Source organism: Peptostreptococcus anaerobius VPI 4330 = DSM 2949 (assembly GCF_000381525.1).
GTDB lineage: Bacteria > Bacillota > Clostridia > Peptostreptococcales > Peptostreptococcaceae > Peptostreptococcus > Peptostreptococcus anaerobius.
Genome location: NZ_KB906607.1, coordinates 107,681 through 131,726 on the forward strand (window position 1 = coordinate 107,681; position 24,046 = coordinate 131,726).

Consider the following 24,046-nt stretch of genomic DNA (forward strand, 5'->3'; position numbering starts at 1 on the left):
GCAGCCCGATTTTTTATTTAATTTATGTAATTTGTAAATCTATGACTATCTGAATAATCGTAGAAAAGCTATCACTAACTATCCTTAGAAAAGCTATCAATAACCAATCTCAGAAAAACTATCAATAACCAATCTCAGAAAAACTATCAATAACTAATGCTTGTAGTATCTCTTTACAATGATATCTGGATCTATTCCCCTTCGATAGGCCCTCTGAAAGACTTGCATATCCCTCATAACCATGAGTATGCCTATATCAGTAAGAGGCGGTTTGTTAAACCTACCCTTTCCAGTGTAGAACCTCCTAGAAGAAGTGACTATCCTAGTATCTATCTGGACAAGATCATATACACCCTTAGCCCTGATAGAAATATCATAGTCCTCCATAATCCCTATCTCTTTATAGCCACCCAGTTTTTCAAAGGCATACCTAGTAAAAAATACGCCCTGGTCACCAAAGGCTATTTTCCTTTTCTTGGCCCTAAACCTCGACATAAAACCGCATATCTTCATAAGGATTCTCGAGTCATTAAAGTAAATTGACATACAGCCAAATTCAACACCCCTGTTGGCAGAGCTAATTATATCATCAACCATTCTTAATTCAATACTACTATCGCAGTGAAGAAAGAGGATTAGGTCATGCTTAGCCATTTCAAAGCCCTTGTTCATCTGTAGGCCCCTGCCCTTGCCCGACCTAATATACTTGCATTTTGGACCTATTATATCCCTTAAGAGGTCCGAGTCAGATTGACGATAGCCATCAACAAATATAACTTCAAAATTATCCTTGCCTATTGAGTCTAGTTGCCTTACAATATTTTTCACATTTTCTAATTCATTATAAATAGGTATAACTATAGATAGCTTACTATACATTTACTCTCCCTTTATTTTGCTTTTGTACTTATCTTCTAATAGTTCTAATAGATGTGCTTGTGCTTGTGTTTGTGTTTATGCTTGTACTTTTATTTATATTAGTCCAGCTATTAGAATCTTCTAATCTTCTATAAAGTCTCTAACTAGCATATCTAAGTAGTCAAGGTCTAGATATGCCTTTAATTTGTTAAATGTAAATTCATTGAGCAAGTCTTTTTCTGACTTGTTGTACTCAACCCAGGCCATGGCACACCAAGTTACACCCCTCAAACAGTTCATCCTAATATAAGAATAGACCTTGTCCCTGAAGCTTTCAAATTGATCTAACTTAAACTCATAATATTCAATACCGTAAAATTCCTCAAAGTAATATTTTAAGAATCCCTCTACTTGGTCTCTTGTAAATATTATATCCGTCTTCCAAAATGAAGTCGTAGGTGCTAGAAAATGGCCTAGGTCTTGTTCTTTTTCACCAATAATAGGCTTTTCCCAGTCTATAAGGTAGGTCCTGTCACCTATTATAAAATTCGATGAATTTAATTCAGTATTTATTATTGACTTATTGCCTTCTTTATCAGTACTATTTTGACCATCATAACTAATATCGAGTCTGTCACATATTTGCTGGACCCTTGCGAAAATCTTTTGAACCCTCTCATCAACCCTAGGATCAAATAGGTCGCTTGACCTGTACTTACTGTACATATTAGTTGATTCCTCAAGTATAGCCTTAAATGGATTGTCAGGTTCTACCAAAGAGTTGTCGTCTGGTATACAAGTTTTGTGAATCATGTTCAAACATTTGGCAGCCGTAAGTAGGTCCTTCTTGTAATCCATAGGTCTCCCCTGGATAAAAGCCATCACAAGATAGTCTCTAGGGAAGTCCTTTTTAGAATCATCATAAAAATATGGTACTGGAGTAACCCCGCTTTTGCAAACAGCCTCAAGCCCCATAAATTCATATGCTATCTGGTTTTTCAAGTTCATTTGACTGGCATAGTTTATCCTAAATACCATATCGTCTATTTTCCTAGCCTCGTATATGACCTCAATCCTATAGTTACAGTTATATTCTCCATTTGCTAGGAAACTAGTCTTGAACTCTAGCTTATCTATATTATTTTTTAGGTCACTAGGAACCACAGGAGTATTTCTTTCTCCTTTATCTATTTCTAAGCCTCCTATATGTTTTTTACTTATTAAATAATTATAGTACCTGTCAAAAAACGCACGAGACTTAACAAATCTAGCAACATCTCTTGTATCTAGCATATCAACCATATATTCCAAGTCCTCCTCTAGTAATTTTAGTATCCCAAACTCACGAGGTATTCATAGGTATTGGGATATGTATGTCTATCAAACTTATTTACGATATTTATGATATCCTCTTCTTCATCAATATCGACTAGAGGATCATTTATCTTAATCTTATCAGTCGTCTTTTTAGCTAGTTCTATAGTCCTCTCAACAACTGTCTGTCCCTCATACTCGCCCATATCAAAGACCTCATTGTCAAGGTTATTCATACCAATCAGGCAATAACCATCGTCCTCTGTAGGTGTGATTACAATGTCACTATCATCCAATGCCTTGAGAGAACTATTAATATGTACTGAGCAAATCTCAGGTATATCGGATCCTATCAAGACTAGGCTATCATAGCCCAAGTCAAATGAATCAGAAAAGGCGTTCTTCATTCTTTGCCAAATATCCTGTCCTCTCTGTTCTATAAAAACATCAGCATACTTAAATATATCCTTCAATACACCCGGACCTATATAAGACTCAGCACCAGAGTTTGTAAATACAATTAAGCTGTCCCCCTCAATTCTACTAGTCATCAGTTCTAGGTCATTGAGAAAACAAGTATGCAAACGGGCACACTCTAGTTGGGACAGCTTTTTTTCAAGTCTAGTCTTAGTATATCCAGGGATTGGTATTCTTGTAAAAATAATTAACCCCTTCTTCAATACATAACTCCTTATATTTTATATTTTTATCGATTAGATTCTGCTACACACATTTAAGCCACAATCATTTAAGTAATCCTTAGGCTTATCGAATATATACTGCATATGGTCCATACCCTCAATAATCTTTATCTCTCCTGAATGAAGATTCTTTATTTCAGGTAGGTTCATCCTTGCCTTGTCTTTCTCACCGAACAAGAACTTTATCTTTGTATCCGGTCTATAGATGGCAGATGGCAATGTATAGTCGTAGCATGAAAATGAAAGTTTTTTAATTGTGTCATTATCCAAATTCTTATATACATTTAGTATATACTCTTTATCACTCATAGAAACATACTTATATCTTGGGTCATTATCAAACACCTTCATGCCCCTAGTCTTAAATTCCTTCACTAGCTTTTTAAGCTCCATATAGAAGAACATCCCTCTGACCTTACTCTGCTTTAGAGCCGGTGCATCAAGAACAGCTACATCTATTTTCAACCACAATTCCTTTAGTATTTCAAATGCAACGGCAGCTCCAAATGAAGCACCTAATAAAAATCCTATATGATCTATCTTGTTTTCTTTTAACCAAGAAACTATCTTGTCAGCCTGATATACTCTAGGTGTAAAATCGTGGTGTGGATAGTCCAACCCTTCAAGTCTAGGAACAACTACATAATAGCCCTTCTCTAGATACGGTATTATACCCCTGTAGTTACTTGCACCAGGATAAAAAATACAGTGTATTAAAAGTGCGACAGGCTTAGTCTTATCGCCGTATGTTTCAAAAATCATAACGTCCTCCATAATATTATTACCTTCTATCTATGAATACTATACAACCATAAACTAAAAATGTCAATTCATTTTATAAATGAAAGAAATAATATGATTCTTGCATTTATATGTCACTTTATTAAATTAACTGTCGGTTTTCGCTTTATATAATTGTATTTTTGACTTTCAAATTGATGCACAATTTGAAATTTTCTTCATTTAGTAGTTTTACGTCATTTCCATAGGCCAAAATTTCCAAAAATCTGTTACATTCCTCTGAATTGTAAAATGTATTCTTGTTCCTTCCTTCGCCAACTATTATATAGTCTAAGTCCTCATCAATAACATCTCTAACCTCTGCCCCATCATTGATTAAACGTATTTTAAGATCATTACTATTCATAGTTGAAAGATCGTTATATAGATAAAACTTACTTCCCAAAACACTAAACTGGTCAACTAATTCACCCTTGGTTTTTGAAGGATATTTTATTGATAATTCATCATTTAGTCCGTCAAATTTATGTCTAGCCGTATATTCTTCTAGATAATCAATTTTAGAAGTCAATAATTTTTTATCTATAACCTTAATTTTCTTGCCCTTTATATTAAAAGACAAAACTCTTTTTAAGTTTGGATTTTTTTCATCAAATTTTAATTTTTTTGATTGATTTGAGAAAGTGGCTATATCATCCACAATCAAGAAGTTAGTATTAGAAAACACGTCCCTATGAAGCCTAATATCAAACTTCTTCAACCTCTTCTTAAAACTATTAAAATCATCACTTGAAACCGACATGTCAAAGGACAGAGAGTTTCCTATAATATCAAGTGCCAAATAGTCCTCTCTCTTCATATTCTCATAATGGCTATTCCAATTTTTTGCATTTAAAGACTTCATTGTCCTATTCTTAAGTATACGATTCTGTTTATTATGCCTGTCTTCTATCCAATTGGCAAATAGCTTCTCAGGTATAGATGAATACTTTGCCTCTATATCCTTGTAAAGATTTATATAACAGAGATTGGTCCTATAGGCATCTGAACTAGCCCTGTGTGTATCTATGTTTTCAATACTATACTTGTTACATAGGTTTACAAGAGAGTACTCCCTATCATCAAGAAACACTCCTAGGACCTGTGTATCTATATATTTATTTGTAAATTCCTCACCAAAAACCCTCATGTAGGTATCTTTTAGTAGGTTTATGTCATTGTTTACACCATGCCCAACCAAGATGCTATCGCCGACAAAGTCCCTGAATTTTTTTATTACATCAGCCTCTTTTTCAGCCTTATGGATGGATATATTGTCTATTCCAGTCAAGCTCTCTATAAATTTATCTATATAGTATATCTTATCTCCAAATTCTTCACATTCAGATAGTAATCTACTGGATTTAGTTACCTTCCTAGATCGAGGTGGCCTAATCAGTGACGAATATTCATCAACCACCTCAAAATCTATGACTTTAAAGGCACTTATCTCTATCATATAGTTAAACTTTGAATTTCCTGTTGCCTCTAGATCAAACGATACATATGATTTAGGTAGGAAATCAGCATGTCTAGATGCTATTAAGTTATTTTCATGTTTTTCTTCCACTTGTCTACCTCCGAATTCCTACAAATATTATACCATAATCGTTTATATATTAATATTGAATAGTCAAATTAATTATTGGAGGACTATTTATGTGGGTAGATAATTAATATATATCCTTATTATATTTAAGACTTTTAGTCTTAGGAATGGAGAATTTATGAAAAAAAATTTAAATTGTATAAGAGCTTTAATTCAAAAATTTGATATTGGAGATAGTTATTCAAGAGCGGCTGAGATGTCTTTCTACCTCACTATGTCAATATTTCCGTCTCTAATTTTCGTCATATGTGCCTTGGCCTATGTGCCAGAGGTCAATGTAGTGACAACATCAGAGCCCATCAAGAATATAATACCTGCTGAAGCCCATACAATCGTTGTATACTTTATAAAGTCAGCAGTGACCCACAAGAGCCAAAAACTCCTAATCGTATCTGCAGGACTTGCTGTGTGGACTTTTTCAAAGGCTGTCAATTCTATCCTAGTTGCTCAAAATGCCTACTATGGCTTTGAAGATAAGAAGAACCCTATTATTGCCAAACTTACGAGTCTTATATTTGCAGCCCTATTTTTTATAGAAATTATACTGTGTATAGTCTTTTTGGTATATGGTTCTAAAATATCTAAATTTATAATAGGTCTACTTGGAAACGTTGAGGGTTCCAATATGGTTCTCGGTATAATATTTACTATTGTGAGATATCTTGTTCCTATCTTGGTTATGATTGTAATATTCCTAGGAATCTACAGTTTTGGACCATCTAAAAAGATACCTTATAAATACTGTTTGCCCGGCGCTGTAGTGACTAGTCTACTTTGGTTGTTGTTCTCTATGCTATACTCAGTATACGCCAACAACTTCTTCAATGGAGAAATATATGGAAGTATATCTACCATGATAGTTCTTATGACTTGGCTATACTTCTGCTCCCTATCTGTTTCTGTGGGATATAAGGTCAACGCCCTTATATATTTCTCAAAGAACGAAGAATTCATAAGTGCGTGTTAGTATAAATACCTATAATAAAACCTCTAATCTACCATCCCTTTAGATGATTGATTAGAGGTTTATTCTTATATTGATTTTATCATTTCATCGAAGCTTTGTGTCAATTCTTCTAATCTTCTTATTGCTACTGAATCAGACTTATCATGTGTTCCTATATATATCTTTATCTTTGGTTCAGTTCCAGATGGCCTAAGGGCTATCCACGAACCGTCATCCAAATAGTATTTTAATACATCAGATATAGGGAAGCCTTCTACTCCCTTTTTGAAGTCATCTAGCCTAACTACCTTTGACCCATTTATTTGGTTCAGGCTTTGACCTCTCATAGTATCCATTATCTCTTTTATCTTTGCAGAGCCTTCCTTGCCCCCTAGGTAAATAGAGTTGGTATTTTCTCTGTAATAACCATTTTCTTGGTATAAATCTATAAGTGCATCATAGATACTCTTACCCTTGCTCCTGTAATAAAGTGCCATTTCAGCTATCATAAGAGTAGCTACTACACCATCCTTGTCCCTGCACTGGTCGCCTACTAGGTATCCATAACTCTCCTCATAGCCGATTGTGAAGTCCTTTGACCCATCTTTTTCATATTGGGTCATTTTTTCACCCAAAAACTTAAATCCAGTAAGTATCTCAACGACTTCAACTCCCATGTCCCTAGCTATATCAGCACCAAACTCAGAAGTTACTATAGTCTTTATCATGCAGGCCTTGTCTGTGAGTCTATTAGTTTCCTTTAAGCCCTTTAGTACATAGTCAGTAAGTAGACCACCTATCTGGTTGCCACTTATTAGTATCGGCTCTGAATTCTTACCTCTAACAGCTATGCCTACCCTATCACAGTCTGGGTCGTTTGCTATAAGTATATCTGCCTCTTCCCTTACCATAAGGGCTATACCACGTTCTAGAGCTTCCTTCTCTTCTGGGTTAGGCTTGTCTATACCAGCAAAATTCTTGTCTGGCATTTCCTCTTCAGGAACTACTATTATATTTTCAAAACCACAGTCTCTAAGAACTCTAATAACTGGAACCCTGCCAGTACCACAAAGAGGTGTATACACAACCTTAAAATCCTTGGCGTACTTTTTAATTATATCCTTTCTTATGCTGTTTCTTTCTACAGCCTCAATAAATTCATCATCCAGGCTTGAATCCAGCATGACAGCCTTGTCCTTATTAGCTTTTTCATCTAAAAGTGGGAGTACATCCAAGCTAGAATCCCTGTCTATTGTCTCCAGCACTTTCTTGGCAACATCAGGCATTATCTGTGCTCCATTGTCTCCATATACCTTGTAACCATTGTAGTTTGAAGGATTGTGACTTGCTGTGATCACTATACCACCTATACAGTTGAGTCTCCTAACAGAATAAGATAGCATAGGCGTTGTCCTAAGATCATCAAAATAATAAACCTTCATGCCCATACCTGATATGACTCTTACAGACTCCATACAAAATTCCCTAGACATTTTTCTATTGTCATGGGCTATAACAATACCCCTATCTGCTGCATCTTCAAAATTATCCATGAGGTACTTAACAAGACCATATGTAGTCTTTCTCACTGTATATAAGTTCATCCTGTTTGTACCAGCCCCTAATATACCTCTTAAGCCTGCTGTTCCAAACTCTAAATCTCTATAAAACCTATCCTCTATCTCTTTTTCATTGGACTCAATGGCCCTTAGCTCATCCTTAGTTTCATCATCTATATATGAAGCTTCTATCCATTCCTTATACAATTTCATGTAATCCATAGTTACCTCCTCATACTGATAGGGATTTTTGTTCCCTGCCACATCTATATTTTAAGCTATAGTATAAAAAAAGTAAACAATATAATAAAAAAAGCACCCCTCAGGTGACTGTCCTAATAAAAGGATCAACCCCCAAGTGGTGCTATTAAAAACTTATACTACTTCATTGCATTTAAGTTAGCTTCGATCTTTTCCTTTGGCATAAACCCGATTTCTCTAGATACTTCTACTCCATCCTTGAAGAATATTACTGTAGGAACAGTGTTTACTCCATATTCCTGAGCTACTTCCATAGCCTGGTCTATATCAACCTTTGCAAAGTAGGCAGCATCCTTGTTAGCTTCTGCTACATCTGCAAATACAGGACCTAGCATATTACAAGGACCACACCATGTTGCGAAAAAGTCTACAACTGCTAATCCCTTAGCTTCCTTTACATTCTGTACAAATTCACTTCCATTAATTACTTTTGCCATTTTAAATTCCTCCCGATTATTTTAGATTTTATTTTACATTAAATCCATCTATCATTTTGATATCATCTTTAACTTATACTATATTAATACCAAAAACTATAGATTTAAAACATATACTTATTTTCTTTTGCCCTTGAGTTCTCTACCCCTTGGCAATTCAATGATAAAGCTAGTACCTTCTTTTAATTTTGACTTGACTCTAATGCTACCACATAGGGTATTGGTTATCAGTTTTGCTATTGAAAGACCAATTCCAGAGCCTTCTATGTTCTCTGCCCTAACTGCATCACTCCTAAAGAATCTTTCAAAGACTCTTTTTTGGTCCTTGGCGCTTATGCCAATTCCCGTATCTTTTACTTCAATTACAAGCCTGTCCCTTCCCTTAGGACTTGCGATTAACTCTATAGAATCATCTGTATTTGTATACTTAAAGGCATTGTCTATCAATATTCTCAAGAGCTGAGATAGTTTATTTTTATCTGTATACAAGATTGGATTTTTGATAGAGCTAACATCGTACTTGAAGTGCTTGCCCTGGTATTCAGCTATTTCATTATAGGATCCACTCAACTCATTAAATAAATCAATTATACTCACAGACTCTGTATTTATCTTTACTATTGATTCCTCTTTTGTAAGTGACAATAGTTCAGATATCATTTTTTTGAGCTGCCTAGTCTCTCTCATGGCAACAGCAACAGTCTCTGCCTCTTCTTCGATAGTACTCTCTGGTGATTTTAGGAGAGACTCAAGTTTTGACTGTATTATAGCAACCGGCGTCCTCAGTTCATGAGAGGCATCCTGTATAAACTTGACCTGGTTGTTCCAAGATGTCTCAATAGGTTTGAGTGCCTTCTTAGACAAGAGCTTGGCTATTATATAGGACAAGAGCAATGATATAGAGTCTGATAGAATCAATAGGGTTATAAGGTGGCTTAGTCCCTGCATTTCAGAGTCTATGTTCCTCATAATCCTAAACTGGTACTTGCCACTTTTAATATAAAAAGTCCTAAATTTATAACCGCCGTATATCTCGTTAATGTACTCGTCTTCTATATTCGGCCTTATACTAGGCATCTGGCTGAAATACCTATTCTGGGTATAGTACCTGATTTCATCACCCTCATATATATATACTATATCCCTTGGGTCTTGTAATATAATAGGATTTAATATAGAATCCTTGTCAAAAGCGTTGCTGACAAACTTATACTCTTCTTGAAGAGAAGTATCTATATTTGACAGTATGGATACCTTAAAGTAATTGAAAATAAATATGCTGACAAAAATCATAAAAATCTCAACTACAAACATAATTGTAAATATAAGATTTTTCCTTGTCTTTATAAAGGCATTATTATTTATCATCTAGTATGTATCCGACCTTTCTCTTTGTCTTAATATACTTGTCATAGTCAAATTTTGATAGTTTTTTTCTAAGATTACTTACATATACTTCGACTATTTCTATTGTAGCATCAGAATCTATTCCCCAAATCCTATCATAGATCTGCTCCTTTAATAAGATTGACCCCTTATTTAGAACAAAGTATTCAAGTAGCTTAAACTGCTTGTTCTGTAGCTCTATTTCTTCGTCATGGATAAATACAGCCTTCTTCTCAGAATCTATCTTTAGGTCCTTAAATTCAAGGTATTTGTTGTCCTTTATCCTACCATTTGTCCTAAGGATGGCAAATGTCCTAGCAACCAACTCATCCATATAAAATGGTTTTGTAAGGTAGTCATTGGCACCAAGAGTAAAGGCTTCCATCTTGTCATCTAAGGCTTCTTTGGCAGTAAGTATCAGTATTGGTGTATCTATACCAGACTTTCTAGCCTCCTTTAATATAGTCATACCATCCATATTAGGTAACATCAAATCCAGGATTACTAGGTCATATATTCCCTGTTCAATCAGGTAAAGACCTTCTTCTCCATCTATACATGTTTCTATTTCAAAATGCTTCGATAATTCTTTTTTCATATCCGCTTGAAGAGTTTTATTATCTTCAACTATTAATACTTTCATATTAACCTCACTTTCCATATGGCAAACTTTCACCATATATTATAATATATCATAAAAAATAGTGAATATCTAGTCAACAAAACACTAAATTAAAATATATTATCAATATCCACTATTATATAATTCTAGCCTATTTACCTTTAGAATCCCTTTATATCTAACATTTTCAAGTAAATAACTAGAAATATAGGTCGATATGATATATAATTATGACTGAAAGGGGTTTGACTATGACGATTAAACAAGTTGGGTTTGAAGACCTATTAAATAAGACTGATTCAAAGAGCAAAAAACAAAAATCCGATAATAAAGAAGTAAAAACGAGTTCAGCAAAATCAAGTGCTAAAAATACAAAGACTAGAAAAACAACCACTAAAAATCCAGCAGCAAATAAAAAGAATTCAAAAACTGGTTCAGCTGCTGTTACTAGAAAATCAAGTCCTAAAAGGGTTTCTCTTAGCCAAGATGACATGGACAAGTTATGTGAAATATACGACTGGTACCTACTAGTCAAGGACCTTGCCCCCCTAAAGAAAATCAAGCTATCAGACAAGTCTACAAAAATAGACCTAGAAAATGATATAGTAAAGGAAAGTAAAAGGGTCAGCATCAATATAGACAAGGAGATATGGGAGGACTTTGACGCTCTTTGCTCCAATATAGGGCAAAAGAAAAACGAAGTGCTTACACAGGTTATAAAGGACTTTATAAATGATCATAAGGATTTGGTATAATATAAAAGACAGGAAATATCTCCCCAAGTAAACTTATGCTTGGTCGAGACAACCTGTCTTTTGTTGTGATTTTTTGTTGTGATTTTTTTGTTGTGATTTTTTGTTGTGATTTTTAGTCTTGCAAAATCAATTTAGAGTACTTCCTACCAGCATCCATAAATATTTCAATATTTTCGTCACTTGTATAAAGTGGTAAATTACATCCTGGAGTAAGTATAAATCCTTTTTTACATTTTTTTCCGGCCATTATTGAGTCTATAACAGCGTCTTCAATCATTTTCTTGTCACCCTTTGATATTATCTTTACCGGGTCGACATTACCTGCTATAGGTAGGTAGTCTGAGAAATACTCACAAGCCTCATGTATGTTCATTTCATTGTCTATACTAAACATGGAAAAGTTAATATCCTTTATATATGTCCATATCTTCTTTGTGTTGCCACATACATGGTAGGATGGCTTAGAATTGTTGACCTTCATCAAATAGTTGCATATTTCTTGGGTTGGACCATAGACAAACCTCTTATACATCTTAGGACTAATCATAGTAGTCGATGCTATAGGGTCTGCCATAGAAAATGATATTCCAATCTTAGAAAACTCGTCTATTACAAGCTTTACGCACTCTACAATATATTCTAATAGCCTATCTACCTTGTCAGGATACTTGATCATGGCCTTTAAGAGCCTGTCAGTTCCATAGCAAAATCCAGCCAGGGTAAGAGGGCCTGACAGGGATGCTCCAACAGGGCATATGCCATCACCTATTTCCCTTAGCCTGCTCGTAGCATTATAGTAGGTCATAAGGTTACCTGAACTAAGCTTTATTATATCCATATTATTGACATCATCTAAGTTGTCTATAGCTAGTTTTTTAACTGTTATCAGTCCATTTTCAGGATAATTGGCCTCAATACCTATTGCCTCTGCTATTCCATAGGCATTGGGTCCTACACCCATACCGTCATAGCCAAACTTGTTGAAGGCGGCTATATCTGCGTTTACTAAGTTGTCCTCATTTAACCAGTACTCTCTTGTATTTTTACCTATATACCTAGCCTTTATCTCACCCAAAAATGGATCCATAGGCAACCTATCATATTCTAGACCATTTGATATTGCATACGACCTCTCTATGGGTGTCATCTTGTCTTTTTTGTTTATAATTAAGTCCATATTTTCCTCCTAAAAAGTCATCGCCTTGGCAAAAGCCCTATCAAAACGCTCTTCGTTGGCAAGTTCAAAATAATCTATAGAAGAAGCAAGTCTATCTAATTCATCTATCATGTCTATTAACTTATCACTCGAAGCCTTATCTAGAATATTTTTTCTATATTTAGTAGAAGCCTTACCAGTATCCTTATTTTTATCATAGTAGACCCTAATAAACTTAAGAGCCCCGTTTTTTGATGAATTGCCTAAATAGGTTATTTTATCTTCATATTCCTTGTCTATTATACCCAGTCCAACTAGAGATTCCTTAGGTAGGTGGTAGCCAAACTGACCTGCTATCAATAGCTGATCAATGTCCTCGACACCTAAACCCTGTCTTTTCAGTATCATCATAAGCGATGAATATATAGCACCCTTGGCTAACTGTACAGCCCTTATATCTGCTTGATTGATATAGATGTCCTTGTCCTTATCTAGGTAAAACCTCTTTTCAGAACCAACACTTTCAAAATGGTCTATAAGTGGGTCATCTTCTTCTAGTTCTTCTTTTTTAGCCAACTTCCCCCTCTTGTTTACATAGCCATTTCTCACTAATTCCCTTACAAGGGCCAAAATTCCACTTCCGCATATTCCCCTTATCTCTTGGGATCCTATGGACTTAATCTCTATATTGGAATCAGACTTGTTTTTCTTATCTACTACTACATCTTCAATAGCTCCATCCTCTGCCCTCATGCCGTTGGATATATTCATGCCTTCCAGGGCTGGACCTGCTGCACAAGAGCAAGTGACTATATTACCCTTGTCTATTAGGGCTATTTCACCATTTGTACCTATATCTATAAATAGATACCTCTTTCTTACGTCTATAGGTCCTATACTATAGAGTCCTGATACAATGTCTCCACCAACATAGGCAGACACCTGCGGCATCAATACCAGGTCTGCATTCTTCAAATTATCAATACCCAAGCTAGTAGCCTTTGTTAAAACAGTATCCTTAAATTCAGGTGTAAATGGGTACCTTCCAAGACCATCTACAGATTCACACATAAGAATATGACTCATTGTACAGTTTGCTGCTACCACAATAAGACTAATCCTAGAACAAATGTCCTCCCCAAATGCACCCACCATTTCATTTATTTTTGACACGATAAGCCTATTCAGGTTTTTAAGTCCTTTAGGATTTTCTTTACAATAAGAAATACGACTCAGGACATCTAAACCATAGTTTTTTTGTGGGTTCGTTTCAGAAATTTTCAATATTTCTTCTCCAGACTTGCTATCGACCAAGACCATCTCTATGCCTGTAGTACCTATATCAAGGGCTATGGAAAGATTATCCGACAATACCTTGTTATTGCTAGACCCCAAGCCCCTATATAATACTTTACTTGAGTCACAATTAAGGATAAGCTCCATATCTTCCTCAACCCTAGTCTGACAAGCAAGTACAGATTTATTACGGTCTTCATTTGTCCTTACATATACCCTACACTTTGAACAAGTTCCGTTACCGTTACAGGGGGCTTCAATATCTATGTGATTTTCCCTCAGAATTTCAAGCAGATTTTGCCCCTTTTTAGATTCAATAAGCATTTGTTTGTCTGATGTTTCTATTTTTACTTTTAACTTGTCATCCACTATATCACTTCCTATCAAAGAGGCTACAAGCGACCTTTACAGCCTCTGTAGCAGAATCTGAATATCCATCAGCCCCTATTTCATTTGCAAACTTCTGTGTTACAGGACCACCGCCTACCATGACTTTGACCTTGTCCCTAATACCCATCTCTTTTAACCTGTCTATAACATCCTTCATAAGATACATTGTTGTAGTCATAAGAGACGACATACATACGAGTTTGACATCCTCATTAACTACTGTATCTATAAATCTATCAACCTTGACATCCTTTCCTAGGTCTATCATTTCAAAACCAGCAGTCTCCAGCATTATCTTAACTAAGTTTTTTCCTATATCATGGGTATCACCCTCTATTACCCCTATAACTGCCTTTATCCTATCTCGGCTGTCTAATTCATCTTCAAGACCTTTTTTTAATACTCCTATACCTTCATACATTGCATCAGAGCAAAGGAGCAACTCGGCTATATAGTATTCTTCCTCATCATAGAGTTTTCCAGCTTCATTCATACCCCTTACCAATCCGTCCATTATACCATCATTGGCATCATATCCTTCATCGAGGTAAGTCTGGGCTAGGTCTGCTATGGTTTCATCCTCCATATCTACAACATATGAAGCCAACTTATCTATTAGTTCTTTTTTTCTCTCTTCTGACATAATATCTCCTTATATTGCAAAACATAGATTTTATTATTCAGTCATCCTATTTTAAGCTCTCTACTTGCATCAAATTTCTTGTTCCTATATCAGTATTTCTTCTAGAAATACAGGCACCTGTCACAATATACCTCGGTGCTGGCTTTAGACTTAGATAGTCATTCATAAGAGAATTTACCCTTTTTAGGTCTATAAGACCGACTTCTTCTAAAGAGCGTGCCATTTTAGGGCACATATATATCAAACACTTGCCATCAGCAATCTTAAGAAGCTCCATAAAAAACTCCCTAGTAAAATTATCATATATGTATTTTACCTTTTCAGGCCCCACTATAGATATATCCACCGGTGAGTCACTTATACTTATTATATCGACTCCCAAGTCTATGAGGTCTCTAGAAAAATTTATAAGATGATCTTTTAGGAGGTCCAAGACTATAGCCATAACCTGCTTTTTTTTGACCAAGCCCTTGTATACTGTCGTAGAATCAAGCAGGCCATTCAATATTGTAAAGGGACCTGACAACTCATATATGACTTGTAGGTCATCATTTTTCAAGATGGAAATAGAGTCCTTTACCCTAGTTATCCTAGGAGATTCCATGGGACTTGATATATTATCTATCAAGTCTTCAACTTTTGATAGGACAGGGCTATTAATCCTAATCCCGTAGCTGTCCGATTCTATCCTAGCCCCAAATGATTCAGCCTCCAGAGTATGGCAAAAGGGTAGCTGACAAAACTTATCCTTCTTAACTTCTTTAATTTCTAGGGCAAGTCTACTAATAGTTTCAACATCGAAATAAGGGTCCTTGTTTGTATTCTTCAAGGTGTCCGATTCGTATAGGCTTGGGGTTTGTTTGTTAGGACAAAATAGGTAGTCAATCTTATCTGGCATAGGCCACCTCCTAGTGGTAATATTCTAATTAAATGGGTTGCTGATACCTGCTATATTCACCATATCAATGAATGAATACTTTCCACCTATGCTGCAAATGCTCAGGTACTTTTCCCACGCTTTTTTATAGTCTTTATTCATCAGTTCATAGAAGTCCAAGGCACACAACTGGGCCAATACATAGTCTATATAATAAAATGGGTCCTTGTATATATGCCCCTGCCTAAACCAATAACCACCCCTATTAAGTAGGTCCAAATCTTCATAGTCCCTACCTGGCAGGTAGTCTCTTTCAAGCTCTCTCCAAGCAGACTTTCTCTCATCCACACTCATATTAGGATTTTCATATACTAAATGCTGAAAATGGTCCACTAGGCAACCATATGGCAGAAACTTGATGGCTGAATCATGGTGGTACTTCTTGTATTTTTCTGTGTCATCTCCAAAGAACATCTCCATCCATGGGTATGTTAAAAACTCCATCGACATAGAGTGGATTTCACAAGAATCCAGGGTTGGAAATACTAACTCTGGAACAGGTATATCCCTAGACATATACATCTGGAAGGCATGACCAGCCTCATGGGTCAAGACATCTATATCGTCAACCGTTCCATTGAAGTTCCCAAATATAAAGGGCTCCCTATAGTCAGGAAGTATAGTACAATATCCACCCATGGCCTTATTTTCTCTTGCTGCAACATCAAATAAGTTATTGTCTATCAAGAACTTATAGAATTCTTCTGTTTCACCAGACATATTCTTGTACATATCCTTACCCTTTTCGATTATATATTCTCCATCTCCCACAAGCTTGGCATTTCCATCCAAAAACTCCAGCTTTTCATCATAGTAGGTGATTTTATCTAGGCCTATTCTTTTGGCTTGTTCCTTATTTAAGTCTTCAATAATAGGCAGGTATTTATTCTTTACATTTTGGCGTAACTTGGCCACCATATCAGAATTATAAACGGTCCTAGACATCCTGTAGTAACCCAACTCAACAAAGTTTTTGTAGCCCAGCTTCTTTGCCATAGAATCCCTCAACTTAACTAGACTGTCAAAAATACTATCAAATTTGTCTTCATTGTCTTCAAAGAACTTGGTATGGGCCCTGATAGCAGACTTTCTTATATCCCTGTCATTGTCAGACATAAATATAGACATATCAGATAGGTTTCTCTTTTTACCTTCAAAATCTATTGAAGCAGATGCAAGTAATTGAGTGTACTCTGACATCAACTTGTTCTCTTCCTGTAAGAGTCCAATTATATCCTTAGAAAAAGACTTAACACTACATCTTATAAGGTCTATATACTGCCTTCCATACTTGGTCTCTAGTTGGTCAACATAGGAAGAATCCAGTATATTTTTGTATAGGTCCATATCTAAATCAGAAAACATTGGACCTAACTCATCCCAGTAGTCATTTTCTGCAGAATAAAAATCATCTGTTGTATCTATGCTAAACTTTATCTGGGCAAGTGTCTTCATAGTTTCCAACCTGTTTCTCATATTATTAATTTTATTTAACAAGTCTATATACTTATCAAATGACTCAGCCCTATCCATTTTTGACAGGATATCCCTATAAATCTCTTTATATTCATTATAATTTATTCTTTCATACTTTATTTGATTAAAATCCATTATATTCCTCACTTTCATCTATATTTAAATTATATATCATAGATATACAAAAATCAATTTTTACTAAACTACTTGAATTTACTTATAAAATACTGTACAATATTGTTGTCATGATATATATGTATATATTGTCTATATACAATAACTGGAGGTTAAAATGAAAAACAAAAAAAATTCTCTTGCCTACAGACTTTTTCACCGTTACTTTATAGTAGCAATGAACGGCATGGCCTTAGGATTATTTTCAACCCTAATCATAGGACTGATTATAAATCAAATCGGTCAGGCTATACCGGGGTCATTGGGTAGCTTTTTGGTATCAATATCACCAGTCGCTATGGCTCTTACTGGGCCAGTAATCGGTATAGGTATTGCTACATCACTTGAATCTCCAAAGCTAGTTACACTTTCATCAGGTGTCGTTGGTTTTATAGGTGCTTTTGGGGCCGTATTTGCAAATGGAAAAATAATAAACTCATTTGGCCAACTAATTATCAAGGGATCTGGAGACCCCCTTGGCGCATTTATAGCTGTAGTTATAGCAGCAGAAGTTGGAAGACTAGTATCAGGCAAAACTAAAATAGATATAATAGTAACGCCACTCGTAACAATAATAACAGGTTCGTTAATTGCTGTCCTATTAGGACCTCGCCTACTTTATGCTATGAAATCAATCGGTAGCTTTATACAGATGGCGACGAATCTTGCATCTTTCACTATGGGGCTTGTAATCTCAGTAGTGATGGGCATGCTACTGACACTACCTATAAGTTCAGCAGCAATTTCTATTATACTTGGTCTATCAGGAATATCAGCGGGTGCTTCTGCAGTAGGTTGTTGCTCACAGATGATAGGCTTTGCAGTTATCACCTACCATGTGAATGGTCTGAATGGCGCCTTAGCTAATGGTCTTGGAACATCAATGTTACAAGTTCCTAATATACTCAAAAAACCTGTAATATGGATACCACCTATAGTCTCTAGTGCTATATTGGGACCCATATCATCGGTAGTACTTAAAATGACAAATAACCCTGCAGGTGCTGGTATGGGCACAGCTGGACTGGTAGGTCCTCTGATGGCATGGCAGTCTATGGCACCTAATGTATCTGGTGCTATTTTACCAATGGAGATACTTGCTATGCATTTCGTGCTACCTGCAATTATTTCACTAGCAGTATTTAAATTCATGGTATCAAAGAAAATAGTCTCACCAGAAGACTATAAATTAAGCCTATAGAATCATAAATTCATAGTTACTTGGTAGGGGTTTGCTCCTATTTTTTGCAAATGTTTGAGGTATAACCTCGAACTAATTCCAACAAACAGAGGTCGGGCATCAATAGTATGCTCGACCTCTAGTTTATTGTTTGTATTATATATTCTTATTGATTGCTATTAGTAAATCGGTGGCAGGGCCTTCTTGTCAACCTTACCTATTGGAGTTACGGGCATTGACTCTAATGATAGTATATGCCTAGGAATCATATGAGGTGGTAGGTTCTGTTTTAGAAAATCAAGAACCCTTGATCCATCAAAAGATTTGTCATAGGCAACAATATATGCATCTAGGTATTTGTCACCGTTTTGGTCTTCTTTGGCAACAACAACGGCATTTTTTACTTCAGCTAGCATATTGATCATATTTTCTATTTCAAACAACTCTATTCTTATACCATTTATCTTTATCTGTGAGTCCATCCTACCCAGTACAGCTATATTGCCAGATTCATCAATTATCTTTGCAAGGTCTCCTGTCCTATACATCAGCCTAGTATCATCATCATGGGCAAATGGGTTACATACAAAAGACCCTTCGTTCAGCTCTGGCCTATTAGAATATCCTTCAGATATCTGGATACCTGATAGACATAATTCTCCGGGCATACCTACAGCACATAGGTTGCTATTCTTGTCTAAGATATAGGCCTCTGTATTGTATATAGGTCTACCTACAGGCACTAGCTCATAGTACTTGTCAACATAGAACTGACTACATAATACTGTAAATTCAGCTGGTCCGTACTCGTTGTATATCTTGTAGTTCCTATTTGTATATCCCTTAAATTTGTCACCACCAACCTGTAGGACCTTCAAGCCATCACATGGACAGTTATTTACGAATAACTTGCCGAGTATAGCAGGGAGTGCCAGTATAGTAACACCCTTTTTCTTACAGTAGTCTTCTACTGTATATTCATTTTTTCTAGACTCTTCCGGCAAGACATCAACTGATGCACCAATCAAAAGATATGGGAATATCTGTTTAACTATAGCGTCAAAGCTAAAACTAAGGTATATACCACAGACGTCATTTTCATTAGCCCCTATATAGTCTATTGCAAAGTGGCACATATTCATCAGACTCTCCTGCCTGATACTTATGCACTTTGGTCTTCCTGTGGTTCCAGACGTAGATATCCTATATGCTATATCCTTTGGTCCTGATTTTTGACTTATCTCATATTGCTTTTCAATCCTATCCCAATGGTCTAGGTTAAGGTACTTGTACTTGGAATGTTTCTCCTTGACCCTAGGGCCCAACTCCCTACAAGTAAGGACTAGGTCAACCTCGCCATCTTCAAGTAGGTAGCCCACTCTTTCATCAGGATTGGTCCTGTCTATAGGGAAAAATATGGCTCCAGATTTTAGTATGGATATAGCAGCTAGTACAACATTCTTTGTCCTTACTTGTAATACAGCAACCGTAGAGCCAACTCCTATACCTATATGATTGAAATATCCTGCCACCTTGTCAGTGAGCTCGTCTACTTCTTTATAAGTCATAGATGAAAACTCGTCTGATACTGCAATTTTATCAGGAGTTCTCCTTACCTGGTCTCTGAATAGGTCTATATAACTTAAGTTTCTATCAAATGAAAATTTATTGTCCCTTTGAGAACCTATATATATATCCTTGTGGACATCCTTTATATTCTTTATGTCCCTCAACCTAATTTTTGGCTTGGCTATTATTTGATTTATAATGTGCTTAAATAGGTATATTATACTCCTAGCAGTCACCTTGTCATAATAAGATGGCTTGTACATAAGCTTTATAGACATTCCCTTTGTAAGACTGACCTTCATATATAAATCAAGGTCTTTCTCTTTTATCGTGCTTGAACACCTATCTGCAAACACATCAAAATAAAAGGCAGTATTTATCAATTTATCATTTAAACTATTTAGGTGGCCTTCTGAAGATATCATATAGTAGTAGTATTCCATGGAATCACTTGTCTGTCTCATAATATCTCTTGCAAGGTCTGTAAACCTCATGTCCCTACTAGATGGATTGACTCTTATAGGAAGGTGTATCTTATTTTTGGCAAACACGATGTCATCTTCACATGAAAATCTTTGAAGAACTATGGCAAATACAGTATCTAAAACAGAGTCTAGACTCAGCTTATTAGAATCACAAAAACTCAAAAGGCTCGAATAAGTAGCCTTCTTTATCTCTTTTTGTATCATACTAAATTTGCCCGTATCATCCTTGAAATAGTCATTAGGGAACCTAGCCATACTAGTATAGTCCCTTAACAGATTATTCCAATATGTTTTAGCCTTTTCATAATGTTTGTTATCTGGCAAAACTACACCTCCTCTACTTAGTTTTTGTTTAGATCAATAAATTCTGCTATCTTGTTGACAGACCTAGCTTGCTGTTTTTCAGGACTAATAATAGCTTCTTCATCTCCTGATACCAACTCTATATCGGCAAAATTTGTGCTATTTCCACCCTCTATAGCATAGTATTTAGACTTGCTCGGTAGGTTTTTCTTGGCTTCCTTAATTCTAGTAAAATCAAGAAGTCCGTCATTTGTACCCCATATAGACAATACCGGCATATTTACTAGGTTCAAGTCGTCACCCTCAGGTACTGCACCCATAAACACAAAGCCTTTAATATTCTTATTTTTTAAGGCATCCTTGTAGGCTATACTGGCCCCACTTGCGTGTGCTAGTATAAACCATTTCTTAATATCTGGCTTGGACTCCATAAGGTCCTTACCCTTTCCAAAAGACAGGTCTGGTTGGTTGAGTCTAAGCTTTAGTATGCTTACTTTATAGCCCTTTTGAGCCAACAATCTAGCCATATTAGCATAGGATACAGGCTCCACTTTTTCACTAGGATATATAACTATTCCTGTGTCTTTTACAGCATTTTGCGGAACAAAGTCAATACTTCCATTGTTCTGCTTTACAACGCTTATTCCCGGTGTTTGAATCATGGCCTGCATAGCCCTATCAGTTACCTTAAAGGTCTTTTGCAACCAAAATAGATAGCTGACACACACTATAATAAAGGCGATAAATACCCCCTTTAAGATGTTTTTTTGTAGCTTTCTTTTTTGGATGTTTCTAATCCTAATTTTTTCTTTTTCTAATTCTTCATGTATCGTAAGTGATTTCTCTAGCTCTCTTGTTATACTCAAACTGTCAAAAATATCCTTGTTAGACTTGCTTGATTTTTTCTTTGCTCTTATTTTTGAATCCTTAAATTCTTTCAAACCACGTCCCCCCTAACCTATATACTATTATACAATATAATCCCACTATATTATATAAAGAAAGGATTACTTTTAGCTTAAAAGCTACTAGCAACCCCCCTATTTATTTACATTATTGTCATATTTAGAATTCTGCGTTCTTTGGAGTTCTTGGGAACGGTATTACGTCTCTTATATTTGACATACCTGTTAGGTACATGATTATTCTCTCAAATCCTAGACCAAAGCCTGAGTGTGTAGCTGTACCGAACTTTCTAAGTTCTAGATACCACCAGTACTCTTCCTCATTTAGTCCCATTTCTCTTATCTTGTCCATAAGTACGTCATATCTTTCTTCTCTCTGTGATCCGCCTATGATTTCTCCTACACCTGGAACAAGTAAGTCCATGGCTCTTACAGTCTTGCCATCATCGTTCATTCTCATATAGAATGCCTTAATGTCCTTAGGATAGTCTGTTACGAACACTGGAGCATTGTATACTTCCTCTGTGATATATCTCTCATGTTCTGTCTGTAGGTCACAACCCCATTCAACTGGGTATTCAAACTTGTGGCCTGACTTTAGTAGTATATCAACTGCCTCTGTGTAAGTTATTCTTACAAAGTCTGAAGATACTATCTTGTCTAGTCTTTCAAACAATCCCTTGTCTATAAAGTTGTTGAAGAATGCCATTTCTTCTGGGCAGTTTTCAAGAACATAGTTGATTACGAACTTGATCATGTCCTCTGCAAGTTCCATAAGGTCTTCTAGGTCTGCAAATACTATTTCAGGTTCTACCATCCAGAATTCAGATGCGTGACGGCCTGTGTATGAGTTTTCAGCCCTGAAAGTTGGTCCAAATGTGTATATATTTCTAAATGCCAATGCCATTATTTCTCCATTTAGCTGACCAGATACTGTTAGGTTGGTTGGCTTGCCGAAGAAGTCCTGGCTGTAATCTATCTTACCATCTTCTGTAAGTGGTGGGTTTGCCATGTCTAGTGTTGTAACCTGGAACATTTCTCCAGCACCCTCTGTGTCAGAACCCGTTATAAGTGGTGTATGAGCATATACAAAGTTTCTTTCATTGAAGAACTTGTGCAGGGCAAATGCAACTACTGATCTAACCCTAAATACTGCTGAGAATGTATTAGACCTAGGTCTTAGGTGGGCTATTGTTCTAAGGTACTCAAATGTATGCTTTTTCTTCTGTAGTGGGTATGAAGAATCTGAGTCTCCCTCAACAATAAGCTTAGTAGCATGAATTTCTATAGGGTTCTTGGCATTGTCAACCTTGACAAGTTCACCTTCAACTAAGATGGCTGAAGATATAGCTAGCTTAGATATTTCCTTAAAGTTATCTAGCTTGTTTTCATCAACTACTATCTGTATATTTTTGAAGAATGATCCATCGTTTAATTCAATAAATCCAAAACTCTTAGATATTCTAGCAGTCCTAATCCATCCTGCTACACATACCTTCTTACCTACATATTCTTCACTCTTTCTATAAAGTGACTTTACTTCCAAAAAATCTTTCTGCATAAGTGCCTCCTCATTAATTGTTTTCATAATTCCATTTATCAAGATTAATTTGTAATCCCTATTTGTTCTGACTCAAATACACTTGAAATCAGTCAAATAAAAAACACACCATCCCTCAAAGGGACGATGTGTGTATAATCGCGGTACCACCCTAATTACTAGCTATGCTAGTCACTTAGTAGGTCTATATCGGAACCTATCCGCCTGAGCCTACTCGCTAACTTTTGGTCAGGGACTCAGAGATGTTCTTCACAAAAAGTATTATACTGGACTTACACCACCACCAGCTCGCTAGATAAGGAACTCCTTGCTACTCTTCTCTTCACAGTCATATATAATTTTAACTCAATATGTTGAGTATACCAATTTGATGACTATTTGTCAATATTAAAATTATGTTTTATATTTATAGCTTCTTAGTTGTCAATACATATGTTACACTTACGAGAAAGTTTTTCAAAATACTTGCTATTTTATCGAAAATTATAAATGGATAAGTCAAGGAGTAAAGCTTTGCGTACCTTGACTTAGTTCATTTTAATTTTCACAATAGCAGGCTGTATTTTTGAAATACTCTTCTACAACTTCGTTTGGGCTTTTAAATTTTAAACTTGTTTTTGCCGTACTATTATATCTTCTTTCATGCTTTGCCACCTGATTTATCAGATCTTTTTCGCTAGTAAATACTTTTCGATTATATAAAATCTTACCATCTTCCCTGTGACTTCTTTCTACTTTTCCAT

At 35.8% G+C, this 24,046-nt stretch carries 20 protein-coding genes, 1 pseudogene and 1 other annotated feature; of the genes and pseudogenes, 3 read left to right on the forward strand and 18 right to left on the reverse strand.

The genetic code is table 11. The features are described from left to right. Positions 1–153: 153 nt before the first annotated feature. The 5 genes from F823_RS0101995 to F823_RS0102015 all read right to left on the reverse strand — a co-directional run bounded on the left by F823_RS0101995 (position 154) and on the right by F823_RS0102015 (position 5,223). Positions 154–879 carry a TIGR04283 family arsenosugar biosynthesis glycosyltransferase gene (locus tag F823_RS0101995; protein WP_019595320.1) on the reverse strand — a complete coding sequence of 242 codons (726 nt, stop codon included), beginning with the start codon at positions 877–879 and terminating at the stop codon, positions 154–156. Between the two features lie 120 nt (positions 880–999). Further along, entirely contained in the window at positions 1,000–2,160 is a 1,161-nt protein-coding gene (locus F823_RS0102000; RefSeq protein ID WP_002844702.1) for a phosphotransferase, read from the reverse strand. Between the two features lie 26 nt (positions 2,161–2,186). Continuing rightward, positions 2,187–2,852, reverse strand: a complete 666-nt coding sequence (locus F823_RS0102005; RefSeq protein WP_002844719.1) for a TIGR04282 family arsenosugar biosynthesis glycosyltransferase — start codon at positions 2,850–2,852, stop codon at positions 2,187–2,189. A gap of 33 nt (positions 2,853–2,885) precedes the next feature. After that, positions 2,886–3,635: an alpha/beta hydrolase gene (locus F823_RS0102010; protein WP_002844737.1), complete on the reverse strand. Its 750-nt coding sequence runs from the start codon at positions 3,633–3,635 to the stop codon at positions 2,886–2,888. A 145-nt stretch (positions 3,636–3,780) separates the two neighbouring features. Beyond that, positions 3,781–5,223 (reverse strand): 3'-5' exonuclease, encoded by a 1,443-nt coding sequence (locus F823_RS0102015; RefSeq protein WP_002845721.1) that lies wholly within the window; start codon positions 5,221–5,223, stop codon positions 3,781–3,783. 157 nt (positions 5,224–5,380) lie between these two features. Between F823_RS0102015 and F823_RS0102020 the strand changes: the two genes are divergently transcribed. Next, positions 5,381–6,229: a YihY/virulence factor BrkB family protein gene (locus F823_RS0102020; RefSeq protein WP_002845722.1), complete on the forward strand. Its 849-nt coding sequence runs from the start codon at positions 5,381–5,383 to the stop codon at positions 6,227–6,229. Between the two features lie 65 nt (positions 6,230–6,294). Here the strand turns inward: F823_RS0102020 and F823_RS0102025 are convergent, their stop codons facing one another. From F823_RS0102025 to F823_RS0102040, 4 genes are all read right to left on the reverse strand, one after another. Further along, the gene (locus tag F823_RS0102025; protein ID WP_019595321.1) at positions 6,295–7,989 is read right to left on the reverse strand and encodes a phospho-sugar mutase; all 1,695 of its coding nucleotides are present in this window, start codon (positions 7,987–7,989) and stop codon (positions 6,295–6,297) included. Positions 7,990–8,147: 158 nt separating this feature from the next. Continuing rightward, positions 8,148–8,465 (reverse strand): thioredoxin, encoded by a 318-nt coding sequence (gene trxA / locus F823_RS0102030; RefSeq protein WP_002844672.1) that lies wholly within the window; start codon positions 8,463–8,465, stop codon positions 8,148–8,150. A gap of 117 nt (positions 8,466–8,582) precedes the next feature. Continuing rightward, entirely contained in the window at positions 8,583–9,833 is a 1,251-nt protein-coding gene (locus F823_RS0102035) for a sensor histidine kinase (protein WP_002844692.1), read from the reverse strand. Next, positions 9,823–10,494 carry a response regulator transcription factor gene (locus F823_RS0102040; protein WP_019595322.1) on the reverse strand — a complete coding sequence of 224 codons (672 nt, stop codon included), beginning with the start codon at positions 10,492–10,494 and terminating at the stop codon, positions 9,823–9,825. The genes F823_RS0102035 and F823_RS0102040 overlap by 11 nt, the downstream gene beginning before the upstream one ends. Before the next feature lie 230 nt (positions 10,495–10,724). Between F823_RS0102040 and F823_RS0102045 the strand changes: the two genes are divergently transcribed. After that, positions 10,725–11,228, forward strand: coding sequence for a hypothetical protein (locus tag F823_RS0102045; RefSeq protein ID WP_002844732.1), 504 nt, complete (start codon positions 10,725–10,727; stop codon positions 11,226–11,228). 112 nt (positions 11,229–11,340) lie between these two features. Here F823_RS0102045 and F823_RS0102050 read toward each other — a convergent pair whose 3' ends face one another. The 5 genes from F823_RS0102050 to F823_RS0102070 are packed head-to-tail and all read right to left on the reverse strand — an operon-like array spanning position 11,341 to position 17,261. Next, on the reverse strand, positions 11,341–12,405 hold the full coding sequence (locus F823_RS0102050) for a methylcobamide--CoM methyltransferase (protein ID WP_002844671.1): 1,065 nt from the start codon (positions 12,403–12,405) through the stop codon (positions 11,341–11,343). Positions 12,406–12,414: 9 nt separating this feature from the next. Further along, positions 12,415–14,049 carry an ASKHA domain-containing protein gene (locus F823_RS0102055; RefSeq protein ID WP_019595323.1) on the reverse strand — a complete coding sequence of 545 codons (1,635 nt, stop codon included), beginning with the start codon at positions 14,047–14,049 and terminating at the stop codon, positions 12,415–12,417. Positions 14,050–14,053: 4 nt separating this feature from the next. Further along, the gene (locus F823_RS0102060; protein WP_002844747.1) at positions 14,054–14,713 is read right to left on the reverse strand and encodes a corrinoid protein; all 660 of its coding nucleotides are present in this window, start codon (positions 14,711–14,713) and stop codon (positions 14,054–14,056) included. Positions 14,714–14,759: 46 nt separating this feature from the next. Next, positions 14,760–15,611, reverse strand: coding sequence for a uroporphyrinogen decarboxylase family protein (locus F823_RS0102065; protein WP_002844744.1), 852 nt, complete (start codon positions 15,609–15,611; stop codon positions 14,760–14,762). Between the two features lie 24 nt (positions 15,612–15,635). Next, positions 15,636–17,261 carry a M3 family oligoendopeptidase gene (locus F823_RS0102070; protein ID WP_019595324.1) on the reverse strand — a complete coding sequence of 542 codons (1,626 nt, stop codon included), beginning with the start codon at positions 17,259–17,261 and terminating at the stop codon, positions 15,636–15,638. A gap of 157 nt (positions 17,262–17,418) precedes the next feature. On the opposite strand from F823_RS0102070, the gene F823_RS0102075 reads away from it, so the two are divergent. Continuing rightward, positions 17,419–18,501 carry a PTS sugar transporter subunit IIC gene (locus F823_RS0102075; protein WP_002845739.1) on the forward strand — a complete coding sequence of 361 codons (1,083 nt, stop codon included), beginning with the start codon at positions 17,419–17,421 and terminating at the stop codon, positions 18,499–18,501. A gap of 158 nt (positions 18,502–18,659) precedes the next feature. On the opposite strand, the gene F823_RS0102080 is transcribed toward F823_RS0102075, so the two are convergent. The 4 genes and pseudogenes from F823_RS0102080 to F823_RS11130 all read right to left on the reverse strand — a co-directional run. After that, entirely contained in the window at positions 18,660–20,858 is a 2,199-nt protein-coding gene (locus F823_RS0102080; protein ID WP_002844741.1) for an AMP-binding protein, read from the reverse strand. Between the two features lie 17 nt (positions 20,859–20,875). Next, positions 20,876–21,778: an alpha/beta hydrolase gene (locus F823_RS0102085; RefSeq protein WP_019595325.1), complete on the reverse strand. Its 903-nt coding sequence runs from the start codon at positions 21,776–21,778 to the stop codon at positions 20,876–20,878. A 124-nt stretch (positions 21,779–21,902) separates the two neighbouring features. Next, complete coding sequence (gene asnS / locus F823_RS0102090; protein WP_019595326.1) at positions 21,903–23,303, reverse strand: asparagine--tRNA ligase; 1,401 nt, start codon at positions 23,301–23,303, stop codon at positions 21,903–21,905. A 116-nt stretch (positions 23,304–23,419) separates the two neighbouring features. Next, positions 23,420–23,638 (reverse strand) — a binding site (T-box leader). Between the two features lie 202 nt (positions 23,639–23,840). Further along, positions 23,841–24,046: pseudogene (locus F823_RS11130) on the reverse strand (hypothetical protein); the annotation flags it as partial.

Bases quoted from the DNA above. Each gene is read 5' to 3' on its own strand.
- F823_RS0101995 (WP_019595320.1), bottom strand. From the start codon at position 879: ATGTATAGTAAGCTATCTATAGTTATACCTATTTATAATGAATTAGAA.
- F823_RS0102000 (WP_002844702.1), bottom strand. From the start codon at position 2,160: ATGGTTGATATGCTAGATACAAGAGATGTTGCTAGATTTGTTAAGTCT.
- F823_RS0102010 (WP_002844737.1), bottom strand. From the start codon at position 3,635: ATGATTTTTGAAACATACGGCGATAAGACTAAGCCTGTCGCACTTTTA.
- F823_RS0102020 (WP_002845722.1), top strand. From the start codon at position 5,381: ATGAAAAAAAATTTAAATTGTATAAGAGCTTTAATTCAAAAATTTGAT.
- F823_RS0102025 (WP_019595321.1), bottom strand. From the start codon at position 7,989: ATGGATTACATGAAATTGTATAAGGAATGGATAGAAGCTTCATATATA.
- trxA (WP_002844672.1), bottom strand. From the start codon at position 8,465: ATGGCAAAAGTAATTAATGGAAGTGAATTTGTACAGAATGTAAAGGAA.
- F823_RS0102035 (WP_002844692.1), bottom strand. From the start codon at position 9,833: ATGATAAATAATAATGCCTTTATAAAGACAAGGAAAAATCTTATATTT.
- F823_RS0102040 (WP_019595322.1), bottom strand. From the start codon at position 10,494: ATGAAAGTATTAATAGTTGAAGATAATAAAACTCTTCAAGCGGATATG.
- F823_RS0102045 (WP_002844732.1), top strand. From the start codon at position 10,725: ATGACGATTAAACAAGTTGGGTTTGAAGACCTATTAAATAAGACTGAT.
- F823_RS0102050 (WP_002844671.1), bottom strand. From the start codon at position 12,405: ATGGACTTAATTATAAACAAAAAAGACAAGATGACACCCATAGAGAGG.
- F823_RS0102060 (WP_002844747.1), bottom strand. From the start codon at position 14,713: ATGTCAGAAGAGAGAAAAAAAGAACTAATAGATAAGTTGGCTTCATAT.
- F823_RS0102065 (WP_002844744.1), bottom strand. From the start codon at position 15,611: ATGCCAGATAAGATTGACTACCTATTTTGTCCTAACAAACAAACCCCA.
- F823_RS0102070 (WP_019595324.1), bottom strand. From the start codon at position 17,261: ATGGATTTTAATCAAATAAAGTATGAAAGAATAAATTATAATGAATAT.
- F823_RS0102075 (WP_002845739.1), top strand. From the start codon at position 17,419: ATGAAAAACAAAAAAAATTCTCTTGCCTACAGACTTTTTCACCGTTAC.
- asnS (WP_019595326.1), bottom strand. From the start codon at position 23,303: ATGCAGAAAGATTTTTTGGAAGTAAAGTCACTTTATAGAAAGAGTGAA.